Source organism: Pseudomonas sp. GW821-FHT01D09 (assembly GCF_059422465.1).
The window spans coordinates 139,717-158,926 of sequence record NZ_JBWKWY010000006.1 but is presented as its reverse complement, the minus strand read 5'-3'; the positions used below and the strand labels follow the sequence as shown (position 1 = coordinate 158,926).

The following is a 19,210-nucleotide window of genomic DNA, read 5'->3' as shown; positions in this document are numbered from 1 at the left end:
ACTACACACAAGATGAATTTTTCCAAGTTCTTCATTTCGCGGCCGATCTTCGCAGCGGTCCTGTCGCTGCTGATCCTGATCGCCGGCGCGATTTCGCTGTTCCAATTACCGATCAGCGAATACCCGGAAGTGGTGCCGCCGACCGTGGTCGTGCGTGCCAACTTCCCCGGCGCCAACCCCAAGGTCATCGGGGAAACCGTGGCCGCGCCGCTGGAACAGGCAATCACCGGCGTCGAGAACATGCTCTACATGTCCTCGCAGTCGACCGCCGACGGCAAGCTCACCCTGACCATCACCTTCGCCCTGGGCACTGACCTGGACAATGCACAGGTGCAGGTGCAGAACCGGGTGACCCGCACCCAGCCCAAACTGCCGGAAGAAGTGACGCGCATCGGGATCACCGTGGACAAGGCCTCTCCCGACCTGACCATGGTGGTGCACTTGACCTCCCCGGACCAGCGCTACGACATGCTCTACCTGTCCAACTACGCCATCCTCAATATCAAGGATGAGCTGGCGCGCCTGGGGGGTGTCGGTGATGTGCAGTTGTTCGGTATGGGCGACTACTCGTTGCGGGTGTGGCTGGATCCGAACAAGACCGCCTCGCGCAACCTGACCGCCACCGATGTGGTGACCGCGATCCGCGAACAGAACCGCCAGGTAGCGGCCGGTGCGCTGGGCGCGCCACCCGCGCCGACGGCCACCAGCTTCCAGCTGTCCGTCAACACCCAGGGGCGCCTGGTCACCGAGGACGAGTTCGAGAACATCATTATCCGTGCCGGCGATAACGGTGAAATCACCCGCCTCAAGGACATTGCCCGGGTCGAATTGGGCTCCAGCCAATACGCCTTGCGCTCATTGCTCAACAACCAGCCGGCGGTCGCACTGCCGATCTTCCAGCGCCCTGGCTCCAACGCGATCCAGATCTCCAACGAAGTGCGCGACAAGATGGCGGAGCTGAAAAAGAGCTTCCCCGAAGGCATGGACTTCAGCATCGTCTATGACCCGACCATCTTCGTGCGTGGCTCCATCGAGGCCGTGGTGCATACCCTGTTTGAAGCCCTGGTCCTCGTGGTGCTGGTGGTGATCCTGTTCTTGCAGACCTGGCGCGCCTCGATCATTCCGCTGGTGGCCGTACCGGTCTCGTTGATCGGCACCTTTGCCGTGATGCACCTGTTTGGCTTCTCGCTCAATGCGCTGTCACTGTTCGGCCTGGTGCTGGCCATCGGTATCGTGGTGGACGACGCCATTGTGGTGGTGGAGAACGTCGAACGTAATATCGAGCTGGGCCTGGAACCGTTCCCGGCCACCGAAAAAGCCATGAGCGAAGTGACCGGCCCGATCATTGCCACCGCGTTGGTGCTGTGTGCGGTGTTTGTTCCGGCGGCCTTTATCAGTGGCCTGACCGGGCAGTTCTACAAGCAGTTTGCCTTGACCATTGCGATTTCCACCGTGATCTCGGCCTTCAACTCCCTGACCTTGTCCCCGGCCCTGGCCGCCGTGTTGCTGCGCAGCCATGACGCGCCCAAGGATCGCTTCTCCAAGGTGCTCGACAAGCTGTTCGGAGGCTGGCTGTTCCGCCCGTTCAACCGCTTCTTCGAGCGGGCCAGCGGCGGCTACGTCAGCACCGTGCGCCGGGTGATCCGTGGCAGTGGCATCGCCCTGTTCCTGTATGCCGGCCTGATGGTCCTGACCTGGTTTGGCTTTGCCCACACCCCGACCGGTTTCGTCCCGGCCCAGGACAAGCAATACCTGGTGGCCTTCGCCCAACTGCCGGACGCTTCCAGCCTGGATCGCACCGAAGATGTGATCAAGCGCATGTCGGATATCGCCCTCAAGCAACCGGGTGTGGAAAGCGCCGTGGCTTTCCCTGGCCTGTCGATCAACGGTTTCACCAACAGCCCCAACAGCGGCATTGTGTTCGTGACCTTGAAGCCGTTTGACCAGCGCAAGGACGCGAGTATGTCCGCCGGTGCAATCGCGGGCGCCCTGAACGGCAAGTACGCCGATATCCAGGAAGCCTACATGGCGATCTTCCCACCGCCGCCGGTACAGGGCCTGGGCACCATCGGCGGGTTCCGCCTGCAAGTCGAAGACCGCGGCAACCTGGGCTACGAGGAACTGTACAAAGAAGTGCAGAACATCATCACCAAGAGCCACAACGTGCCGGAACTGTTTGGCCTGTTCACCAGCTACACGGTCAACGTGCCCCAGGTCGATGCCGCCATCGACCGTGAAAAGGCCAAGACCCACGGCGTGGCGATCAGCGACATCTTCGACACCCTGCAGATCTACCTGGGCTCGTTGTATGCCAACGACTTCAACCGCTTTGGCCGTACCTACCAGGTCAACGTCCAGGCCGAGCAGCAGTTCCGTCTTGAAGACGAGCAGATCGGCCAGTTGAAAGTGCGCAACAACAAGGGCGAGATGATCCCGCTGGCGACCTTTATCAAGGTCAGCGACACCTCGGGGCCGGACCGCGTGATGCACTACAACGGCTTTATCACTGCCGAGATCAACGGCAACGCCGCCCCCGGCTACAGCTCGGGCCAGGCGCAAGAGGCGATCGAGAAACTGTTGAAAGAGGAACTGCCCAACGGCATGACCTACGAGTGGACCGACCTGACCTATCAGCAAATCCTCTCGGGCAATACCGCGCTGTTCGTGTTCCCGCTGTGTGTCTTGCTGGCGTTCCTGGTACTGGCCGCCCAATACGAAAGCTGGAGCCTTCCACTGGCGGTGATCCTGATTGTGCCGATGACCCTGCTGTCGGCCATTACCGGGGTGATTCTGTCCGGTGGCGACAACAACATCTTTACCCAGATCGGCTTGATCGTCCTGGTGGGCCTGGCCTGTAAGAACGCGATTCTGATTGTCGAATTCGCCAAGGATAAACAGCAAGAAGGCCTCGACCCGCTGGCTGCGGTGCTGGAAGCCTGCCGCCTGCGTCTGCGGCCGATCCTGATGACCTCGTTCGCCTTCATCATGGGCGTGGTGCCCCTGGTGCTCTCCAGCGGCGCGGGTGCCGAGATGCGTCATGCCATGGGTGTGGCCGTGTTCTCCGGGATGATCGGGGTGACTTTCTTCGGCCTGTTGCTGACGCCCGTGTTCTACGTGTTGATCCGTCGTTATGTGGAGCGCAGCGATGCGCGCAAAGCGGCCAAGGCCTTGAAGCTGGAGACACAGCAATGAGTGTGAAGGTGTTCCTGCCGAGCCTGCTGGTGTTGGCGCTCAGCGCCTGTGCCGTGGGCCCGGACTATAAAACCCAGCCATTGGAGGCGGCCACTATCACCGCCGCCGCCGATGCCCGGCAGTACGACCACGCCAAGTTTGAAGGCATCTGGTGGCAGCAGTTCGAGGACCCGACCCTTAACCAGTTGGTCCTCCAGTCGTTGAGTGGCAACCGTGACTTGCGGGTCGCCTTTGCCCGCCTGCGGGCCGCCCGGGCGATTCGCGATGACGCCAGCAATGATGCAATGCCAACCATCACCAGCCGTGCCAGCAGTGATTTGGCCAAGGGCCAGATCCCCGGCCAGACTACCCGCCGGGTCAGTAGCGAGCGCTATGACCTGGGCCTGGACATGGCCTGGGAGCTGGACCTGTTTGGCCGTATCCAACGTAACCTGCAAGCCAGTGACGCCGACCAGCAAGCGGCCGAGGCCGACCTCTACCAACTGCAAGTCACGATGATTGCCGAACTGGTGGACGCCTACGGCCAACTGCGCGGCGCGCAACTGCGGGAAAAAATCGCCCTGGCCAACCTGAAGAACCAGCAGGATTCGCGCACCATCACCGAAAGCCTGCGCGATGCCGGCGTCGGCGACCAACTGGACGTGGTGCGTGCCGATGCACGCCTGGCGGCGGTCGAGGCCAGCGTGCCGCAATTGCAGGCCGAGCAAGTGCGCGAGCGCAATCGCATCGCCACCCTGCTCGGCCAGCGCCCGGACAAACTCACAGTGGACCTGAGCCCGGCCAACCTGCCGGCGATTGCCAAGGCCTTGCCGATTGGCGACCCGGGGCAACTGCTGCAACGGCGCCCAGACATTCTCAGCGCCGAACGCAAACTGGCAGCCGCCACCGCGCGTATCGGCGTGGCCAAGGCCGACCTGTTTCCACGGGTCAGCCTCAGTGGTTTCCTCGGGTTTACGGCTGGCCGCGGTTCGCAGATCGGTTCATCGGCCGCCAATGCCTGGGCCCTGGGCCCGAGCATCACCTGGGCCGCCTTTGACCTGGGCAGCGTACGCGCGCGTTTGCGCGGTGCCGATGCCGAGGCCGATGGCGCCCTGGCCACCTACGAGCAGCAAGTCTTGCTGGCCTTGGAAGAGTCAGAGAACGCCTTCAGCGACTACGGCAAGCGCCAGCAGCGCCTGGTCTCGCTGATCCGCCAGAGCGAATCCAGCCGCGCCGCCGCCGACCTGGCCGAGATCCGCTACCGCGAAGGCACCGCCGACTTCCTCGTGCTACTCGACGCCCAGCGCGAGCGCCTGCTCGCCGAAGACGCCCAGGCCCTGGCCGAAGTGGACCTGTATCGCGGCATCGTGGCGATCTACAAGGCACTGGGTGGTGGCTGGCAGCCCGAAACGGTGGTCGCCAGCCGCCAATGATGTAGACAGAGCTCCTTTGGTTGGTCGCATCCAACCAATTTTTAGCCCCGTGGTCCATTCGGTCATGGGGCTTTTTTTGTTTGGGGCGTCCTAAAATATTGAACGTTATTTCTGTAAGACGAACAAGAAGCCATTGGTAAGTAATTTCCTAATACCGTGCTGCATCTGGCGTATCAGGTTTAAATATTTTTTATCGATGCGTTTGTATCGCAACAGTTGTTACTCTTATCACAGACACACTGACACATAACACTTGCACAATACCGACAACATAGTTTTTACTCAGGTGGCGTTGATTAGTTCATAAATTATGCGCCCCTGATAATTTTAATTTAGGGTCTCCGCGTTATTCTGGACCGAAACGTCAAATCAGCTAAAACTGCTACCACCTCATCAATCAACAATGAGAATAAAAAATGAAAAATGAAGAAACGATTGAATATGCACCAGAACCAGACAATACCTACTCTGCCACCAATAAAAATGAAGATATCTCTTTCTTCATGGACTTAGCAGATGATGAACTGATGCTTCAAGCTGTTTTTAGTCGTTGTTAACGATTCGCTAGAACTATGGTAAAAAAGGTCATTCATTAGTTTGACCTTTTTAAAAAATCAGTAAAAACATTCAAGCAAGGAGCCCCCCCTTGTCAAATATAATTCCTCTTGAAAGCATTAATGCTAGAGATGTAAATCTTTTTCAAAAAAAATACCTTATGAATGAAAAGCCAGTCATTCTAAAAGGAATGGGTAAGGATTGGCCCGCGATTAAGCGTTGGTCTGCAGATTTTTTCAAAAAAAATTATGGGCATATTAAAGTACCTGTTTGCTACTACAAGACAAAACAGCAAGAACCATATAAAAACCAAATTAAAATGCTCCTGCGGAAATATATATATCTAGCAGAAAAAAATAATTATTTTGATAATGACGTTGATTTACCGTATCTGGGCGGCTGGATCTATCATAAAGAATTTCCTGAGCTTCTAAATGATATAGATATGACCCTGCCTTGTTTTCCTGATAACTGGTTATACAAACTACCGCCGTCGATTTCAATACCACCGACAAATTTGATTATTGGCTATCGACATGTATCAAGCCCTCTCCATACAGATTCTTTTTTCGTTAATTCTGTGTTAACCATGATTGTCGGTGAAAAAAAAGCACGTATGGTGTCGCCATCGCACACATTTGCAGTTTCAAATGGACAGGACTTATTTAATCCTGAAATTGCTAATGAAGTGCTCGAGCAAGGTGCCGATATTTTTGAAGGTGCAATATCAGAAGGAGACGCATTTTATATTCCGCCTGGATGGTGGCATAACGTAGTCAACTGTGGGTTCACTATCGCTGTTCAAAATTTACATGTAGACACCTATAGATTTCCACTTTTTGAACAGCAAATACGTGGATTTGTTCTGCCCATACTAAGTAAAATAGAAAATTTAGGAAGAGATGCTAGGGAAGAACTATTTAAAGCAGAGAAAATACTACCCCCGCCCTTGTCTCATAAAATTGGTGGTTTTATTGAGCATGAAGAAAACTATATTATGTTCCTTAAAAAATCAGCAAAAAAGTCTGAAGACTACCTAAGAAGTTATTATCCGCAGGATCCTAGCAGCTAAGAAACAACATATTAAAAAATCCCAAACCAATAGAAAATTAATTGAATATTATTTTCAAGCGTTTTTTTTGCAAAGCATGCCATATGTATTGCTAGCAAATAATTCAACCCGTAAATCATGATAATTAAATACTATTGGTAGACTAGCACCAAGAAAGTAAGGAGGCTGTATGGTGAAGAACAACGAACTAATCAGAATTGCTGTAGACGCACCTCCTGGACCATTAAAATCTCCTCGTAACTACGGTGCTCTACAAATAGCGAGTTTGGGAGCGCTTCCTCCAAGAGCGCCATTGTCTGCACCACTCCCAAACGTGAGCATAGAGGGCGGCTGCGATATAAACATTAAAGATGAGGGATGTACATACACTCTTTCCCCCAAAGCTAATAACACCTGCAAACTGGATAATATTTCAGGAAAAGATTATTTGAACGGACTTAACTATCTAGCTAATCATGATATCATTGTCCGTCACCTGATCATGAGTAAAGCAAAGTTTGGATTAACACAAGATGGTAGTGCCATTATCAGATTCCAGGAAAAAGTTCCAGCCTTTGAAGGATTACTCTCATCTCCTGCTTGGATACCGTTCCGTACTGATAAATGGCCAGGAGCACGACAAATTTGTGAAATCGCTCCAAATCGGTGGGAGGCTTTTTGCCCCTACAATAGCATCCCTTCTATTCTTATAGAAGTTGTTCGCAACCCTGAAGAGAATGTCACGCTTTACGAAAAAGGAATTATTAATCAGACTGCAGACACTGCTACTCCATTTAACTCAACTCCATCAACAAATGGGCAACGCATTGTTAAGAAAACATCTCTTAGAGGTATTTTAGTTTTTTCAGGCGAGCTTATTGGAGAGAATAAAAAATCACTTCGTAAAGAAATTAAGAATATTTTAAAAACGACCAACTGCGGAGAACATGTAGGTTGGGCAAGGATCGCTACACCATCTGATGATCCAGCACCGCTAAAAAGCTTAACAATTCTAAATTGGTCGCCTATAGCATCGAAAAACGGTCTTATTCTAGCATTTTCCGATTATTATCCTAATGCTACAGTAGCCTGGTCTATTGCGACGACTCTTCATAAAAATGGCATACCTTGCATTCCCATCTCTGACAGCTATTCAAACCCTAAAGTTAAAGCTGACATGCGACTAATGATAGTTTCTGGGCCAACTAATGATGCCTGGGGTAGATATGCCTCATTAATATTATGTCCTGCCTGGCGAAGTGAATCACAAGCCCAAAAATTATATGCCAACACATTAAAATCATCTACATTTAGCAATGCACATACACAATTGCTTGATAGTTTATTGGACGATTTATGTCCAAGCGTGATGATTGGTGCTATTCCAAGTATTTGCTTGAGCAATATTAATTCCAGCAATTAATATGCCTACTGCAGCTAATAAGCTAATATGAGCCACACTACAAATATGATAAATACAAAAGTAGACCTACATATTCCGCCACTGAATAATTCGAGCAAAATTTGCCAAGATATAATTAAAACCTTTGGCCTATCAGAAGACGGATGGATGGAATCATTATCAAACTTAGAGATCCCTGCCCATGGAATCATTCTAATAACGGGAGTAAGTGGTGTAGGCAAAAGCTTATTATTAAAAGATATTTCTCGGCATTTTTTAGCCATAAGAAAAGTACCAAATCATATTGATAAAAAGAGGTCTATTGCGGAAATTATATCTTGTGCAAGTGCAGGCGAGGTCATCCGCTATCTTTCAAAGTTTGGGTTGGGAGAACCACGTATCTTGATTGGCCCTTTCTCTCACCTATCTGATGGACAAAAAGAACGTTTCCTTATTGCGTTAGCTTTGCTCCAAGAAGCAGGACCGCTTATCCTTGACGAGTTCACTACACGATTGGATAGGCGTACAGCCCAAATTATCGCTATAAATTTAGGGAAAATTCTTCGATCGAATAAGCAAAGTGCTTTTATTGCAAGTTGCCATGATGATATTGTCGATTTTTTAAAACCTGATATTCATATTGAGCTTTGCTCGAATGGAAAACATTGCTTTTTTAAAAAGAAAATAAAAAACACAAATATATTAGAAAAACTAGAAATAAAAATTAAAAGAGGCACTATAGACGACTATAAAAAACTTTCTCGCTATCATTATGAAAATGACAACCCGAATGATATTGATATGTTAGCACCTCTTGTTGATCATGTCGTCACTGCTTACTCTAAAGGAGAGTTGATTGGTGTTAATTTGTGTGTTCGTCCATGGCCAAAAGCATTTGAGATATTCCCTGAGTTCTCAGAAGTCAACAAATATGTATTGCAATCATTTCGGGTCATTGTACATCCACAATATCGTGGCATTGGACTAACTAAGGCACTAGATATAATCCCCAATCCAAATACAAAAACACTATTATCGTGGTCTGCATTTTCTTCATATTACTCTTTCCCAATTCTCGCAAGTTATCAACGGTTAAATAGCCCGTTTGAAATAATGAGCCACGCAGAAAATTTACTGCAAGCATTTGTTGAACCACGACAAAAAAACAAAGAAAAATCACTTCACCTCACTATCGAGTGCAATCAACTCTGGCAAGAACTCACAGATGAAGAAAAAAAAACATTGAAGCTCCTGATTGTAGATGCTGCAAGTGAAAAAAGTTTGCGTCTAATTCTCTTTCAAAGAAAAATATCTGGTTTGCATACCTCCGCTGAATCCATAAATTTTATTAAGTCTCTTTTTTTGAAGCTTTACTCCAAATCCAGCAATGACGTTTTACCCATGCTGTTGGCTGAAACGGTTTATAGGCCGATGGCTATGTTTGTTAAAAATATAACAGAGGACTCCTCTCTTGCTTAAAAAAGAAAGTCAATGGGTATTACGTGGTGATGTTGTCGTCATTAGTGAAGACAATCAACTTAAGTTGATCGCAGAGAGCGGCATAAAAAACATCAAACCCCATAACTCCGACATAACCAAACTGTTTTATCTACTTAGTACAGCAGGAGTTGTGTTGGAACTTGATAATGAGCCAGAAGGAAGCCTTCTTCTAAAACTAAAAAATGCTAATCTCATTCATGCGGCCCCTCCTTATGGAATGACTCCGTTACAGGCTATCCAATGGTCATGGAATGAAGCTATTGCACCAAACCAAGAAATGAGTCAACAGCTAAAAAACTCATCAATAGTAGTTGTTGGATGCGGTGGTACCGGATCTTTAGTTGCACAAAGTCTTGCAGGTTCAGGTGTTGGTTCTTTTGTTCTTATTGATTTCGACAAAGTGAGCATGGACAATCTTAATCGTCAATTTGTTTTTAGCGCCCACGATATTGGCCAATATAAGGCAGACATACTTGCTCGACGATTAATAGAGAATCAAAAAGTAGTCAACGCCAAGTCCATTATATCCGAGATAACTTCCAGTAAGCAATTAGCGGAGTTGGCCAAGGGGGCGAATTTAATAATATGTTGCGCTGACGAACCTAAAGGCGCTATTCAGAGTTACGTAGCTAACGCAGCATTAAAAATAGGCGCATCCGCGCTGTTCGGTGCCGTTGGCATTAACAACGGTATACTTGGACCACTTCTCAAAGATAGATCTTCATTTCAAGCTTATTTACGCTGGATTAGAAAAGCACACCGTATTTGTAAAAAAATAATTGTTCCAGCACGTTTTCCGTCCAACGGGATAACAAATTCGATTGTTGCTAACCTTTTAGCTTGGGAAGCTTTTCAATATTTGGCAAACATTGGCCCTTCAAAAGTAGATGCATGCACCTTAAGCTTAAACTTTAAATCTTTTGAGCTTACAAAAAAGCAGGTATTCAAATAAAATGGGCACACTCAAAATTCTAAAAAATAAAAACGACAACTTATATTACTCCTTGTCCATATTTCTTAACTTGGATGTTCAGAGAAGCTTGTTTGTACTTTACCTGCTGCAACTCGGTATAACGCAAGGAGAAATAGGCATTCTTCAATCTTTTTTATTCTTTTCTTCTGTAGCGTTAGAGGTTCCATCTGGTTTGCTCGCAGATCGACATGGTCGTAAATGCTCTCTTATAATCGGTTTCCTAGGATTATTTATAAGTGGCATTGGTTTTTTGCTATTTTCCTCTTTTATTCCTTTCGCAATTATATTTTGCCTGTTCGGTGCCAGTATTGCTATGGGCTCCGGTTCAGACAGGGCATTACTATACGATAACTTACTAGCTGAACATCGAGCTGAAGAATATCCTAAAATATTATCACGCGCTCGCGCTATTGGTGCAGTTTCCTTAGGTTTATCCATGCTTCTTGGGGGCATACTACAAGATACTTGGTCCTGGAACAGCGTTTATATTTTTTTTGCGATATCAAAACTTGCCGGGGCCCTTGCTGTAACATTTATCCCCGAAATCAAGCTCCCGCCTATCTCACTGGACGCCAATAAAAGAAGCAGCAGGAGCAATGAAAATACAGAGGGTATTTTCACTTTGCTAATTGATTTTTTCCGTTCTAAAAAAGGTGCCTTTCTTATACCTTTATTTATTGGCTATGCTTTATTCGAGCTTTCAACGATCCCTTTATTTATCTATGGCCAACCATTTTTCTCCATTCAGGGTTTAGACGTGCCTATGATTGCTGGCATTTATGCTGGCGTTGAAGCGATATCGGCAGTCATGTTTATGGCTGCTGGTTTTATTTGTTCCAGATTCTCTCTCGGCATCATTGCTATCACCACTACTCTTGCAGTTACTTTTCTTCTTTTCATTTTATCGTTGAATATCGGAATAGTTATTTCAATTGCCAGCTTTCTTCTGATCATGTCGCTCCCTGCCATATATGAGACGTCATATGAAACGTATATTCATGACAATGTCGAGTCACGCATCCGAGCATCTTGCCTCTCTGTTGCAAATCTAGTTAACTCAGTTATTATTGGCATCTCCTACACTGTTTTCGGCGGACTATTAGATCGATATGATTTTTCGTTAACGCTGATTATAGTTGCCGCTTCCTGCCTTGTTGGTTTGTTTGGTGTAAGTATAACATTGCTGATAGGTGGACAAAAAAACCACTTAAAAAACACTAAGCCTGAATCGTCCCGGATTTTCTAGACGCTCTCCAGGCGCGTGGCATAACGCTTTTCAAACCCTACACGGTTATAGAAAGCCGGCCGGGAACTTTAACTGAGCCTTATCTACGCCCTTATGTCCTACGTAGCATCATTAAGAATCAAACTACGGTAATGCCCAGGATTGGATCCCGACCATTTGCGAAAAGCCTTGTAGAACGAACTCACATCGGCAAAACCCAGGCGACTGGCAATCTCGGCAAAGCTGATCTCGGCTTCGGCCAGCCAGACAATCGCCAACTCCTTGCGCACGCTGTCCTTGAGCCCCTGGTAGGTCTGCCCTTCTTCCGCCAGCCGCCGACGCAGGGTGGACGCGGACATGCATAATTGCTGGGCCAGGCTTTCGGTTTCCGGCCACTGCTGGGCCGGCTGTTGGCGCAGGTCATGCTTGATGCGCATCGCCAGGCTGTCCGGGTCGCGGTATTTGACCAGGATGTTGGCGGGCGCATGGGCCAGGAAGCGCTTGAGCTCCTCGGGGCTGCGCTTGATCGGCAGGTCGAGGCAGTCGGCCGAGAAGATCATCCGGGTGCGGGGCCGGTCGAAGCGCAGGTTGTCAGAGAACATCACCTGGTAATCATCACAAAACGCCGGCTGCGCGCCGCGCAGTTCAATCGCCAGGATCGGGATGCGCCGGCCGGCCAACCAGCAAGCGACACCGTGGACGATCATCCAGTAGCAAAAATAGGTGAACGCCCGCCGCGGTTCGGGCTCGGGTTCCAGCAAGACGATTTCCGCCAGGCTTTGCTGGCGCACCAATTGCGCGGGCAGGTGTTCGAGCATCAACGACAGGAAGCCCAGGCCGGTTTCCAGGGCCTCGCCCAGGGTGGGCTGGGCCATGGAGGCATGACACAGGAACGCCAGGCTGCCGGATTTGAGCTTGCGCGGGTCCATGCCAAAGAACTCATCATCCCGGCGCCGCGCCAGCAAGCGCCAGAGCCGGGCGTACGCCAGCGCCGGGACCCGGGCGGCGGGCTGCTCCAGCAACACGGGGTCGATCCCGACCTTGTTCAGGGCCTCCCGCGTCGCTGCACCGGGAGCACAGCTCTGCAACAGGGCTTCGCCAACCAGGTGGATAGAGATTGTGTCTTTTTCCGACATGGGCCAGGGCTCAAGCTTGTAGGTGGGCCATTGTAGGAGCGTGTGGGCAGATGAGAAACCCAAATTGCGCCCCCACTGCCGCGCGCGCGTGGGCTGCGGATTTCTATCATCGCGGTTAATCGCGCTTTGTGTTTAGCCGTCTTACCTATAACGTTCAATCGATCCCACTCAAGGAAGATTTCCCATGCCCGATTCAGCCGCCAGCCTTGATGCTGCCTTGCCCACTCCAGTGACATTCAACCTGCGCCCCCTGCTGATCGCCAATATGGCCTGCACCATGGCGATGATGGCGTTTGTCTCGCTGATCGGCCCCATCGCCCGGGTGCTGGGGCTGGCGACCTGGCAGGCGGGGGCGGCGGTGACGGTGTCCGGGGTGATCTGGATGCTGCTGGCGCGCCCCTGGGGCCAGGCCAGTGACCGCCTGGGCCGGCGGCGGGTGCTGCTGCTGGGCACCGGCGGCTTCACCCTGGCGTACTGGGCGCTGTGCGTGTTTATCGACGCCTCCCTGCAACTGCTGCCCTCGGCCATGCTGGCGTTTATCGGGCTGGTGCTGGGGCGCGGGTTGATCGGGGTGTTCTACGCCGCGATCCCGGTCGGTGGCTACGCGCTGATCGCGGACAATATCGAGCCGGCCCACCGCACCCAGGCCATGGCCTCGCTGGGGGCGGCCAACGCCTGTGGCCTGGTGCTGGGGCCGGCGATTGCCGCGCTGCTGGCCCGCTACAGCCTGAGCCTGCCGTTCTATGCCATGGCGCTGTTGCCAATGGCGGGCTTTTTGGTGCTACTGGTAAAACTGCCCCGCCAGGAACTGCACCTCAAGCAACCGCCCAAGGCCGTCAACCTCGCGGACCCACGCCTGCGCCGCCCGCTGGTGGTGGCCTTTGTCGCCATGTTGTGTGTGTCCATCGCCCAGATCACCGTGGGTTTTTTCGCCCTTGATCGCCTGAAAATGAACCCGGCTGACGCCGCCCAAACCGCCGGGATCGCCCTGACGATGGTGGGCCTGGCCTTGATCTGCTCGCAGTTGCTGGTGCGTAAACTGGAGTGGCCACCGCTGCGGATGATCCGCGTCGGCGCCATCGTCGCCGCCCTGGGCTTTGCCGGCAGCATGTTCGCCGATACGGCGTGGATCCTCTGGCTGTGCTTCTTCGTCTCGGCGGCGGGCATGGGCTGGATCTTCCCGGCGTTTGCCGCCCTGGCGGCCAATGCGGTGGAGGCCTCGGAACAAGGGGCCACCGCCGGCTCGGTGGGTGCCGCGCAAGGCTTGGGCGTAGTGGTCGGCCCCCTGGCCGCCACCCTGATCTATGCCGTCGAACCGCGGCTACCCTACCTGGTCGCCGCCGCCCTGTTGTTGCTCGTTGCGCTCTGGCCGGCACCGCGCCACTAGAGGATCCGGTACAGCAAGCGCTCGACCCGCACCCGGCTGACCCGGCGCAAGAACTTGCCAACGGCTTCGGGGTAATCCACCAGCGTCTGCAACTGCTGGTAGCCCTGGATCCGCGTGGCATGCCGGAAAATCTCTGCAAGCTCGCTGCGCCGTGGCGCCAGCCACTGGCCCTGGGGGTCGTCGATCAGCAAGGCGTTTTCCAGGTCCAGGCGGAAGGCCCGGGGGTTGAGGTTGTTGCCGGTGAGCAAGGTGTAGCGCTCGTCGACCCACATGCCCTTGAGGTGATAGGTGTTATCCCCGTCGCGCCACAGGTGCAGGCTGAGTTGGCCGCTGTCGATCATGCGCTGGTGGCGCTTGGCAAAGCGGCGCAGGCTGATTTCGTAGAGATACGGCAGCGCGGCGATGATCCTGAAGGGTTCGCTGGGCGGGATGTAGAAGTCGTTGGCGGTCTTGTCGCCGACGATGATATCGATCTTCACCCCACGGGCCAGCGCACGGTTGATTTCCCGGGTCACCGGCAGCGGCAGGTTGAAATACGGGGTACAGAGGGTCAACTGCTGCTGGGCGCTGGCGATCAGCTCGCAGATCACCCGGCTCAGCGGGTTGTTCTTGCCCACCCCCAGCAACGGGCTGACCGACAACCCGCCAATGCCAGCCTGGCCGGCCGTGGTGTCATAGGTCGCGTGCTTGAGCCGGCTGCGCAAGTCACCGATGTCATTGCGCAGGCTGCGGGTGGTGGGCAGGTTGGGCAGGTCCAGGCGGTGTACCGCCTTGGACGCTACCAGCCCGTGCTCCACCAGGTGTTGCATGGAGTCGGCCAATGGTTTGTTGTGGATCAGGTGATAACGGTCGAAGCGGTATTTGTCGAACTTGTGCAGGTACACATTATTCAAGCTGGCGCCGCTGTACAGCACGCTGTCATCGATCACGAAGCCCTTCAGGTGCAGCACGCCAAACAGCTCGCGGGTTTGCACCGGCACCCCGTACACCGGCACGTGCGTGGGGTGTGCCTGGGTCATCGCCTGGTACCAGGCGCTGTTGCCCGGCTGCTTGCCCGCGCCGATCAGGCCGCGCTGGGCGCGCAGCCAGTCCACCATCACCACGATCTCCAGCTCGGGCCGCGCCGCCTTGGCGGCATGCAGCGCGTCAAACACCTCCTGGCCCGCTTCGTCCTGTTGCAGGTACAAGGCGACAAGGTAGATACGGTGTTGGGCCTGGGCGATTTTCTCCAGCAGGCAGCGGCGAAACTCAGCGGCGCCGGACAGCACCTCGATAGCATCGGCGGTCAGGGGAAAACCGCGCAACTTGGGTAACAGGGAACGTTTGAATAACGACGGCATAGGGCCCGCAATGATCGAATCCGAAGAGCCCGAGAGCTTACACCATGGGGGTGGCCAGGTCTGCCCACGAGATGCCGAAAATAATTGTTTGACCAAGAAGAACGATCGTTCTACTGTTGGCGACATGAACGATATGACCAGCAGTGAAACCCGCGACATTATCCTGGACGTCACCGAAAAGTTGATCTACCGGCATGGCATTGCGGCCACCGGCATGGATCTGCTGGTGAAAACCGCCGGCGTCTCCAGAAAAAGCATCTACCGCTACTTCGCCAACAAGGACGAACTGGTGATCGCCGCCCTGCAGCGGCGCGACGAGCGCTGGCTGCAGTGGCTGCGCAGCGAGGTCGAGCCCTACGCCGACAGCGGCGCGCGCTTGCTTGGCGTGTTCAGCGCCCTCAAGCGCTGGTTTGGCTCCGCGGACTTTCGCGGCTGCGCCTTTATCAACACCAGCGGCGAGACCGGCAACCCGCAAGACCCGGTACGCCTGCTGGCCAAGGCGCACAAACAGAAACTGTTCGAGTACCTGCTCGAACTGTGCAAGGCACATGGCACCCCCGCCCCGGAGCAACAGGCCGCGCACCTGCTGATCCTGGTGGATGGCGCCATTACCATGGCCCTGATCATGGGCGATGTAACCGCTGCTGATAATGCGCAATGCATGGCGCGAACGTTATTGGCACTTTGAACGTTGGATGGGTTTAACGATTAATGTTCTGAAGGAACTCTCAAATGTCAGACAATGCACACCTGCGTCCGCCATTACCGCCCTTTACTCGGGAATCGGCGCTTGAAAAGATCCGCCTGGCCGAAGACGGCTGGAACTCCCGTGACCCGCAACGCGTGTCGCTGGCCTACACCCTGGACACACAGTGGCGTAACCGCGCCGAATTCGCCCACAACCGCGAGCAGGCCCGGGCATTGCTCACACGCAAATGGGCCAGGGAGTTGGACTATCGCCTGATCAAGGAGCTGTGGGCCTTTACCGGCAACCGCATCGCCGTGCGTTATGCCTATGAATGGCACGACGACTCCGGCAACTGGTTCCGCTCCTACGGTAACGAGAATTGGGAGTTTGACCAGGATGGCCTGATGTCCAACCGGTATGCGTGCATCAACGACATGCCGATTAAGGAAAGCGAACGCAAATTCCACTGGCCACTGGGCCGGCGCCCGGATGATCACCCGGGGTTGTCGGAATTGGGGTTGTAGGGGGTTTCGCGGCAAGCACCCAGTGTGCTTGCCGCTTATAGCTCAATCCTGCTGCAAACCCACCTGATACAACACGCCATCCGCTTCATCCGTGAGCACGTACAGGAAGCCATCCGGGCCCTGGCGTACGTCGCGGATGCGCGCCTTCAACTCGCCCAGCAGGCGCTCTTCGTGCACCACCCGATCGCCGTCGAACTGCAAGCGGATCAGCTCCTGGCTGGCCAAGGCGCCGATAAACAAGTTGTGCTGCCAGGCCTTGAACCGGTCGGCGTCGTAGAACGCCATGCCGCTAATGGCCGGCGACTTTTCCCATACATGGTGCGGGCCGACCGTGCCGTCTGCTGTCTTGCCAAGGGCCTCGGGAATCGGCAGCAAGGAATAGTTGATGCCATGGGTCGCCAGTGGCCAGCCGTAGTTCTTGCCACGCTCGATGATATTGATTTCATCGCCACCGCGCGGGCCGTGTTCGTTTTCCCAGAGGGTGCCGGTCCAGGGGTTCAGTGCGGCACCTTGGGGGTTGCGCTGGCCATAGGACCAGATCTCCGGCCGGGCCCCCGGCTGACCGACAAACGGGTTGTCATCCGGCACGCGGCCATCCGGGTAGATCCGCACGACCTTGCCTTGCAACTTGTCCAGGTCCTGGGCTGTGGAACGCTGGTTGTTTTCCCCCAATGTCACAAACAGATAGCCATCGCGGTCAAACACCAGGCGTGAACCAAAGTGATTGCTGGTAGACAACTTGGGCTCCTGGCGCAGGATCACCTGGAAGTCCTGCAAGCCGCTCAGGTCCGCGCTCAAACGGCCACGCCCCACCGCCGTGCCAGCCGTCCCGCCCTCGCCGCCGCCTTCCGCGTAAGACAGATAAACCAGGCGGTCCTCCTTGAAATCAGGCGACAGCACCACATCCAGCAAGCCCCCCTGCCCCTTGGCCCACACGTGCGGCACGCCACTCAGGGGGGCGGATAACTTGCCATCACTGCTCACAAAGCGCAGCGCGCCAGGACGCTCGGTAACCAGGAAGCCCTGCTTGTCTGGCAAGAACGCCACGGCCCAGGGGTGGTCCAGGCCTTTGACAATCGGGGTGACGCTGATGCTGCCTTGCTCGCTGGGAAACTGCCGGGTATCGGCAGCAAACGCGGGCAGTGCGACGGCCAAGACACTGGCACAGCAGGTCGCTAAAAGAGATTTGCGTAGAAACATACCGTGGGGCTCCTTGCGTTCAGGGCCGGCGATTGCCGTTGGCATCTTGCGTCGGGGCTGAGGGTTGCGGGGCAGGACGTGCGGGGGCTGCATCACGCTGCGGGTAGCGGTTGCCGATGCCACCGTTTTCCAGGGTCGGCGGCCGAGGCACAGGCGCGGTGTAGGTGCCACGCGTGGCGGGCATCGAGGGCTGCGTGCCCTGCATGCTGTTGGGGTTGGCCCGCTTGATCGGGCTGTTATACGGGTTGTTGTTGCCGGGCAGGTTCTGCGCCTGGGCCCCGCCACTCAAGGCGAGGCCCAGGACCAGCACCACAAGGCTGCGTGTACGGCGGTTCATGACAAAGCCTCTCTGGGGCGAGGAATACCTGCATTCGATAACACGCTACGCGTTGGGTTCGGGCTGGGTAACTAAATAGTTTCCAGGCAGGTGTAACACGGCTTTGCAGAGCCTGGGCAACAGCCAGCAGATGGCGCAGAGACTGGGGGACGAATCCGTCGGACTGATATGCCCCCCCCGGATGAGATCAGATCAATATGAAGAGCAGCGCCAACCCGGCGAAGATCGCCCACTTTTCCAGGTAGTAGCGGCTACGGTTGCGCTTTTTCAGTTCCTTGCCCCGCAGGCGGATTTTGTACAGGCGGGTAAAGGCGCGGTTCAAGCCGCCGGTCTTGTCCCCGGCATCATTGGGCGAGCCGGCAGCGGCCATGACGTTGCGGCTGAACCAGCGATTGAACGCCGCCGCCCAGCGATACTTCATGGGCCGCTCGATATCGCAGAACAGAATGATGCGGTTTTGCGTCGTGGTGTTTTCGGCGTAGTGGATGTACGTCTCATCGAACATCACCGCCTCGCCGTCACGCCAGTAGTAGTTCTCACCGTCCACATTGATATAGCAGCCTGGATCGTTGGGGGTATCCAGGCCCAGGTGGTAACGATAGGAACCCGCGTAGGGATCACGATGGCGCACCAGCCTGGAACCTGGCGGCAATTCGGCAAACATCGCGGCCTTGATCGAACCGATACTTTGCACCAGCTCAGTGGTGCGTGGGCACAGCTTCATGGCCGAAGGGTGACTGTCGCCGTACCACTTGAGGTAGAAACGCTTCCAGCCCGACTTGAAAAACGAGTTGAAACCCACGTCGTTGTATTGATCCGAACGCTTGATCTCCCCGGCCCGCATCAAGTTCTGGCCTTCCTCGCGAATCACCTGCCAATGCTCCTGCAGCGGGCTCAGGTCGGGGAAGTCACTGGGCGACAAGTAAGGCCGGCCGGGCAACCTGGAGAACGCGTAGAGGAAGCAGTTGACCGGTGCAAGGAAGGTCGAGTGGTCGCTTAACTGCCGGCCCAGCTTATGTCGCACCCGGCCACGCAGGTGTACATACGCAATGGAGACAACGTAAAGGGCAACAATGATGAGTTTCACGGGAATTCGTCACATATCAGAAGAGTACTGGCTGCCCCTTTAGGCCCTGCCGAGCCCGGAATGGAAAATGCAGCCCCTGAAATCACAATTCGTTAACAGGCCCACGAGTGTCTTGGAGACCATTCGGATAGTGGCCAATGGCAGTTATTTTAGCCACAGATTGTAACCAAAGGTTAACTAAGAATTGTGAAAAGGTGTCTT

At 53.9% G+C, this 19,210-nt stretch carries 16 protein-coding genes; 11 read left to right on the top strand and 5 right to left on the bottom strand.

What is annotated here, in order from left to right:
• Positions 1–12: 12 nt before the first annotated feature.
• The 8 genes from AC07W7_RS09235 to AC07W7_RS09200 all read left to right on the top strand — a co-directional run bounded on the left by AC07W7_RS09235 (position 13) and on the right by AC07W7_RS09200 (position 11,331).
• Positions 13–3,192, top strand: a complete 3,180-nt coding sequence (locus AC07W7_RS09235; protein ID WP_076960876.1) for an efflux RND transporter permease subunit — start codon at positions 13–15, stop codon at positions 3,190–3,192.
• The gene (locus AC07W7_RS09230) at positions 3,189–4,604 is read left to right on the top strand and encodes an efflux transporter outer membrane subunit (protein WP_495039168.1); all 1,416 of its coding nucleotides are present in this window, start codon (positions 3,189–3,191) and stop codon (positions 4,602–4,604) included. Before AC07W7_RS09235 ends, AC07W7_RS09230 begins: the two co-directional genes overlap by 4 nt.
• 416 nt (positions 4,605–5,020) lie before the next feature.
• Positions 5,021–5,161, top strand: a complete 141-nt coding sequence (locus AC07W7_RS09225) for a hypothetical protein (protein ID WP_495039167.1) — start codon at positions 5,021–5,023, stop codon at positions 5,159–5,161.
• 89 nt (positions 5,162–5,250) lie between these two features.
• A complete protein-coding gene (locus AC07W7_RS09220; protein ID WP_495039166.1) occupies positions 5,251–6,231 on the top strand; it encodes a cupin-like domain-containing protein in 981 nt (326 codons plus the stop codon).
• A 169-nt stretch (positions 6,232–6,400) separates the two neighbouring features.
• Complete coding sequence (locus AC07W7_RS09215; RefSeq protein ID WP_495039165.1) at positions 6,401–7,633, top strand: hypothetical protein; 1,233 nt, start codon at positions 6,401–6,403, stop codon at positions 7,631–7,633.
• A gap of 27 nt (positions 7,634–7,660) precedes the next feature.
• Positions 7,661–9,091, top strand: coding sequence for a hypothetical protein (locus tag AC07W7_RS09210; protein WP_495039164.1), 1,431 nt, complete (start codon positions 7,661–7,663; stop codon positions 9,089–9,091).
• Positions 9,084–10,064, top strand: coding sequence for a HesA/MoeB/ThiF family protein (locus AC07W7_RS09205; protein WP_495039163.1), 981 nt, complete (start codon positions 9,084–9,086; stop codon positions 10,062–10,064). The genes AC07W7_RS09210 and AC07W7_RS09205 overlap by 8 nt, the downstream gene beginning before the upstream one ends.
• Before the next feature lies 1 nt (position 10,065).
• Positions 10,066–11,331: an MFS transporter gene (locus AC07W7_RS09200; RefSeq protein ID WP_495039162.1), complete on the top strand. Its 1,266-nt coding sequence runs from the start codon at positions 10,066–10,068 to the stop codon at positions 11,329–11,331.
• A gap of 98 nt (positions 11,332–11,429) precedes the next feature.
• Here the strand turns inward: AC07W7_RS09200 and AC07W7_RS09195 are convergent, their stop codons facing one another.
• Complete coding sequence (locus AC07W7_RS09195) at positions 11,430–12,446, bottom strand: AraC family transcriptional regulator (protein WP_495039161.1); 1,017 nt, start codon at positions 12,444–12,446, stop codon at positions 11,430–11,432.
• 184 nt (positions 12,447–12,630) lie between these two features.
• Here AC07W7_RS09195 and AC07W7_RS09190 point away from each other — a divergent pair, with 184 nt between their 5' ends.
• Positions 12,631–13,833, top strand: a complete 1,203-nt coding sequence (locus AC07W7_RS09190) for an MFS transporter (protein ID WP_076960873.1) — start codon at positions 12,631–12,633, stop codon at positions 13,831–13,833.
• Here AC07W7_RS09190 and pssA read toward each other — a convergent pair.
• Positions 13,830–15,173, bottom strand: a complete 1,344-nt coding sequence (pssA, locus tag AC07W7_RS09185) for a CDP-diacylglycerol--serine O-phosphatidyltransferase (protein ID WP_495039160.1) — start codon at positions 15,171–15,173, stop codon at positions 13,830–13,832. The genes AC07W7_RS09190 and pssA overlap by 4 nt on opposite strands.
• Positions 15,174–15,297: 124 nt before the next feature.
• On the opposite strand from pssA, the gene AC07W7_RS09180 reads away from it, so the two are divergent.
• Together AC07W7_RS09180 and AC07W7_RS09175 are read left to right on the top strand one after the other, a co-directional pair.
• The gene (locus tag AC07W7_RS09180; protein WP_099168948.1) at positions 15,298–15,861 is read left to right on the top strand and encodes a TetR/AcrR family transcriptional regulator; all 564 of its coding nucleotides are present in this window, start codon (positions 15,298–15,300) and stop codon (positions 15,859–15,861) included.
• A gap of 44 nt (positions 15,862–15,905) precedes the next feature.
• Complete coding sequence (locus tag AC07W7_RS09175; protein WP_076960870.1) at positions 15,906–16,385, top strand: nuclear transport factor 2 family protein; 480 nt, start codon at positions 15,906–15,908, stop codon at positions 16,383–16,385.
• A 42-nt stretch (positions 16,386–16,427) separates the two neighbouring features.
• On the opposite strand, the gene AC07W7_RS09170 is transcribed toward AC07W7_RS09175, so the two are convergent.
• The 3 genes from AC07W7_RS09170 to lpxO all read right to left on the bottom strand — a co-directional run bounded on the left by AC07W7_RS09170 (position 16,428) and on the right by lpxO (position 19,009).
• Positions 16,428–17,585 (bottom strand): PQQ-dependent sugar dehydrogenase, encoded by a 1,158-nt coding sequence (locus tag AC07W7_RS09170; RefSeq protein WP_495039159.1) that lies wholly within the window; start codon positions 17,583–17,585, stop codon positions 16,428–16,430.
• Between the two features lie 19 nt (positions 17,586–17,604).
• Entirely contained in the window at positions 17,605–17,922 is a 318-nt protein-coding gene (locus AC07W7_RS09165) for a hypothetical protein (protein ID WP_076960868.1), read from the bottom strand.
• Between the two features lie 187 nt (positions 17,923–18,109).
• Positions 18,110–19,009 (bottom strand): lipid A hydroxylase LpxO, encoded by a 900-nt coding sequence (gene lpxO / locus AC07W7_RS09160; RefSeq protein ID WP_076960867.1) that lies wholly within the window; start codon positions 19,007–19,009, stop codon positions 18,110–18,112.
• Positions 19,010–19,210: the final 201 nt, after the last annotated feature.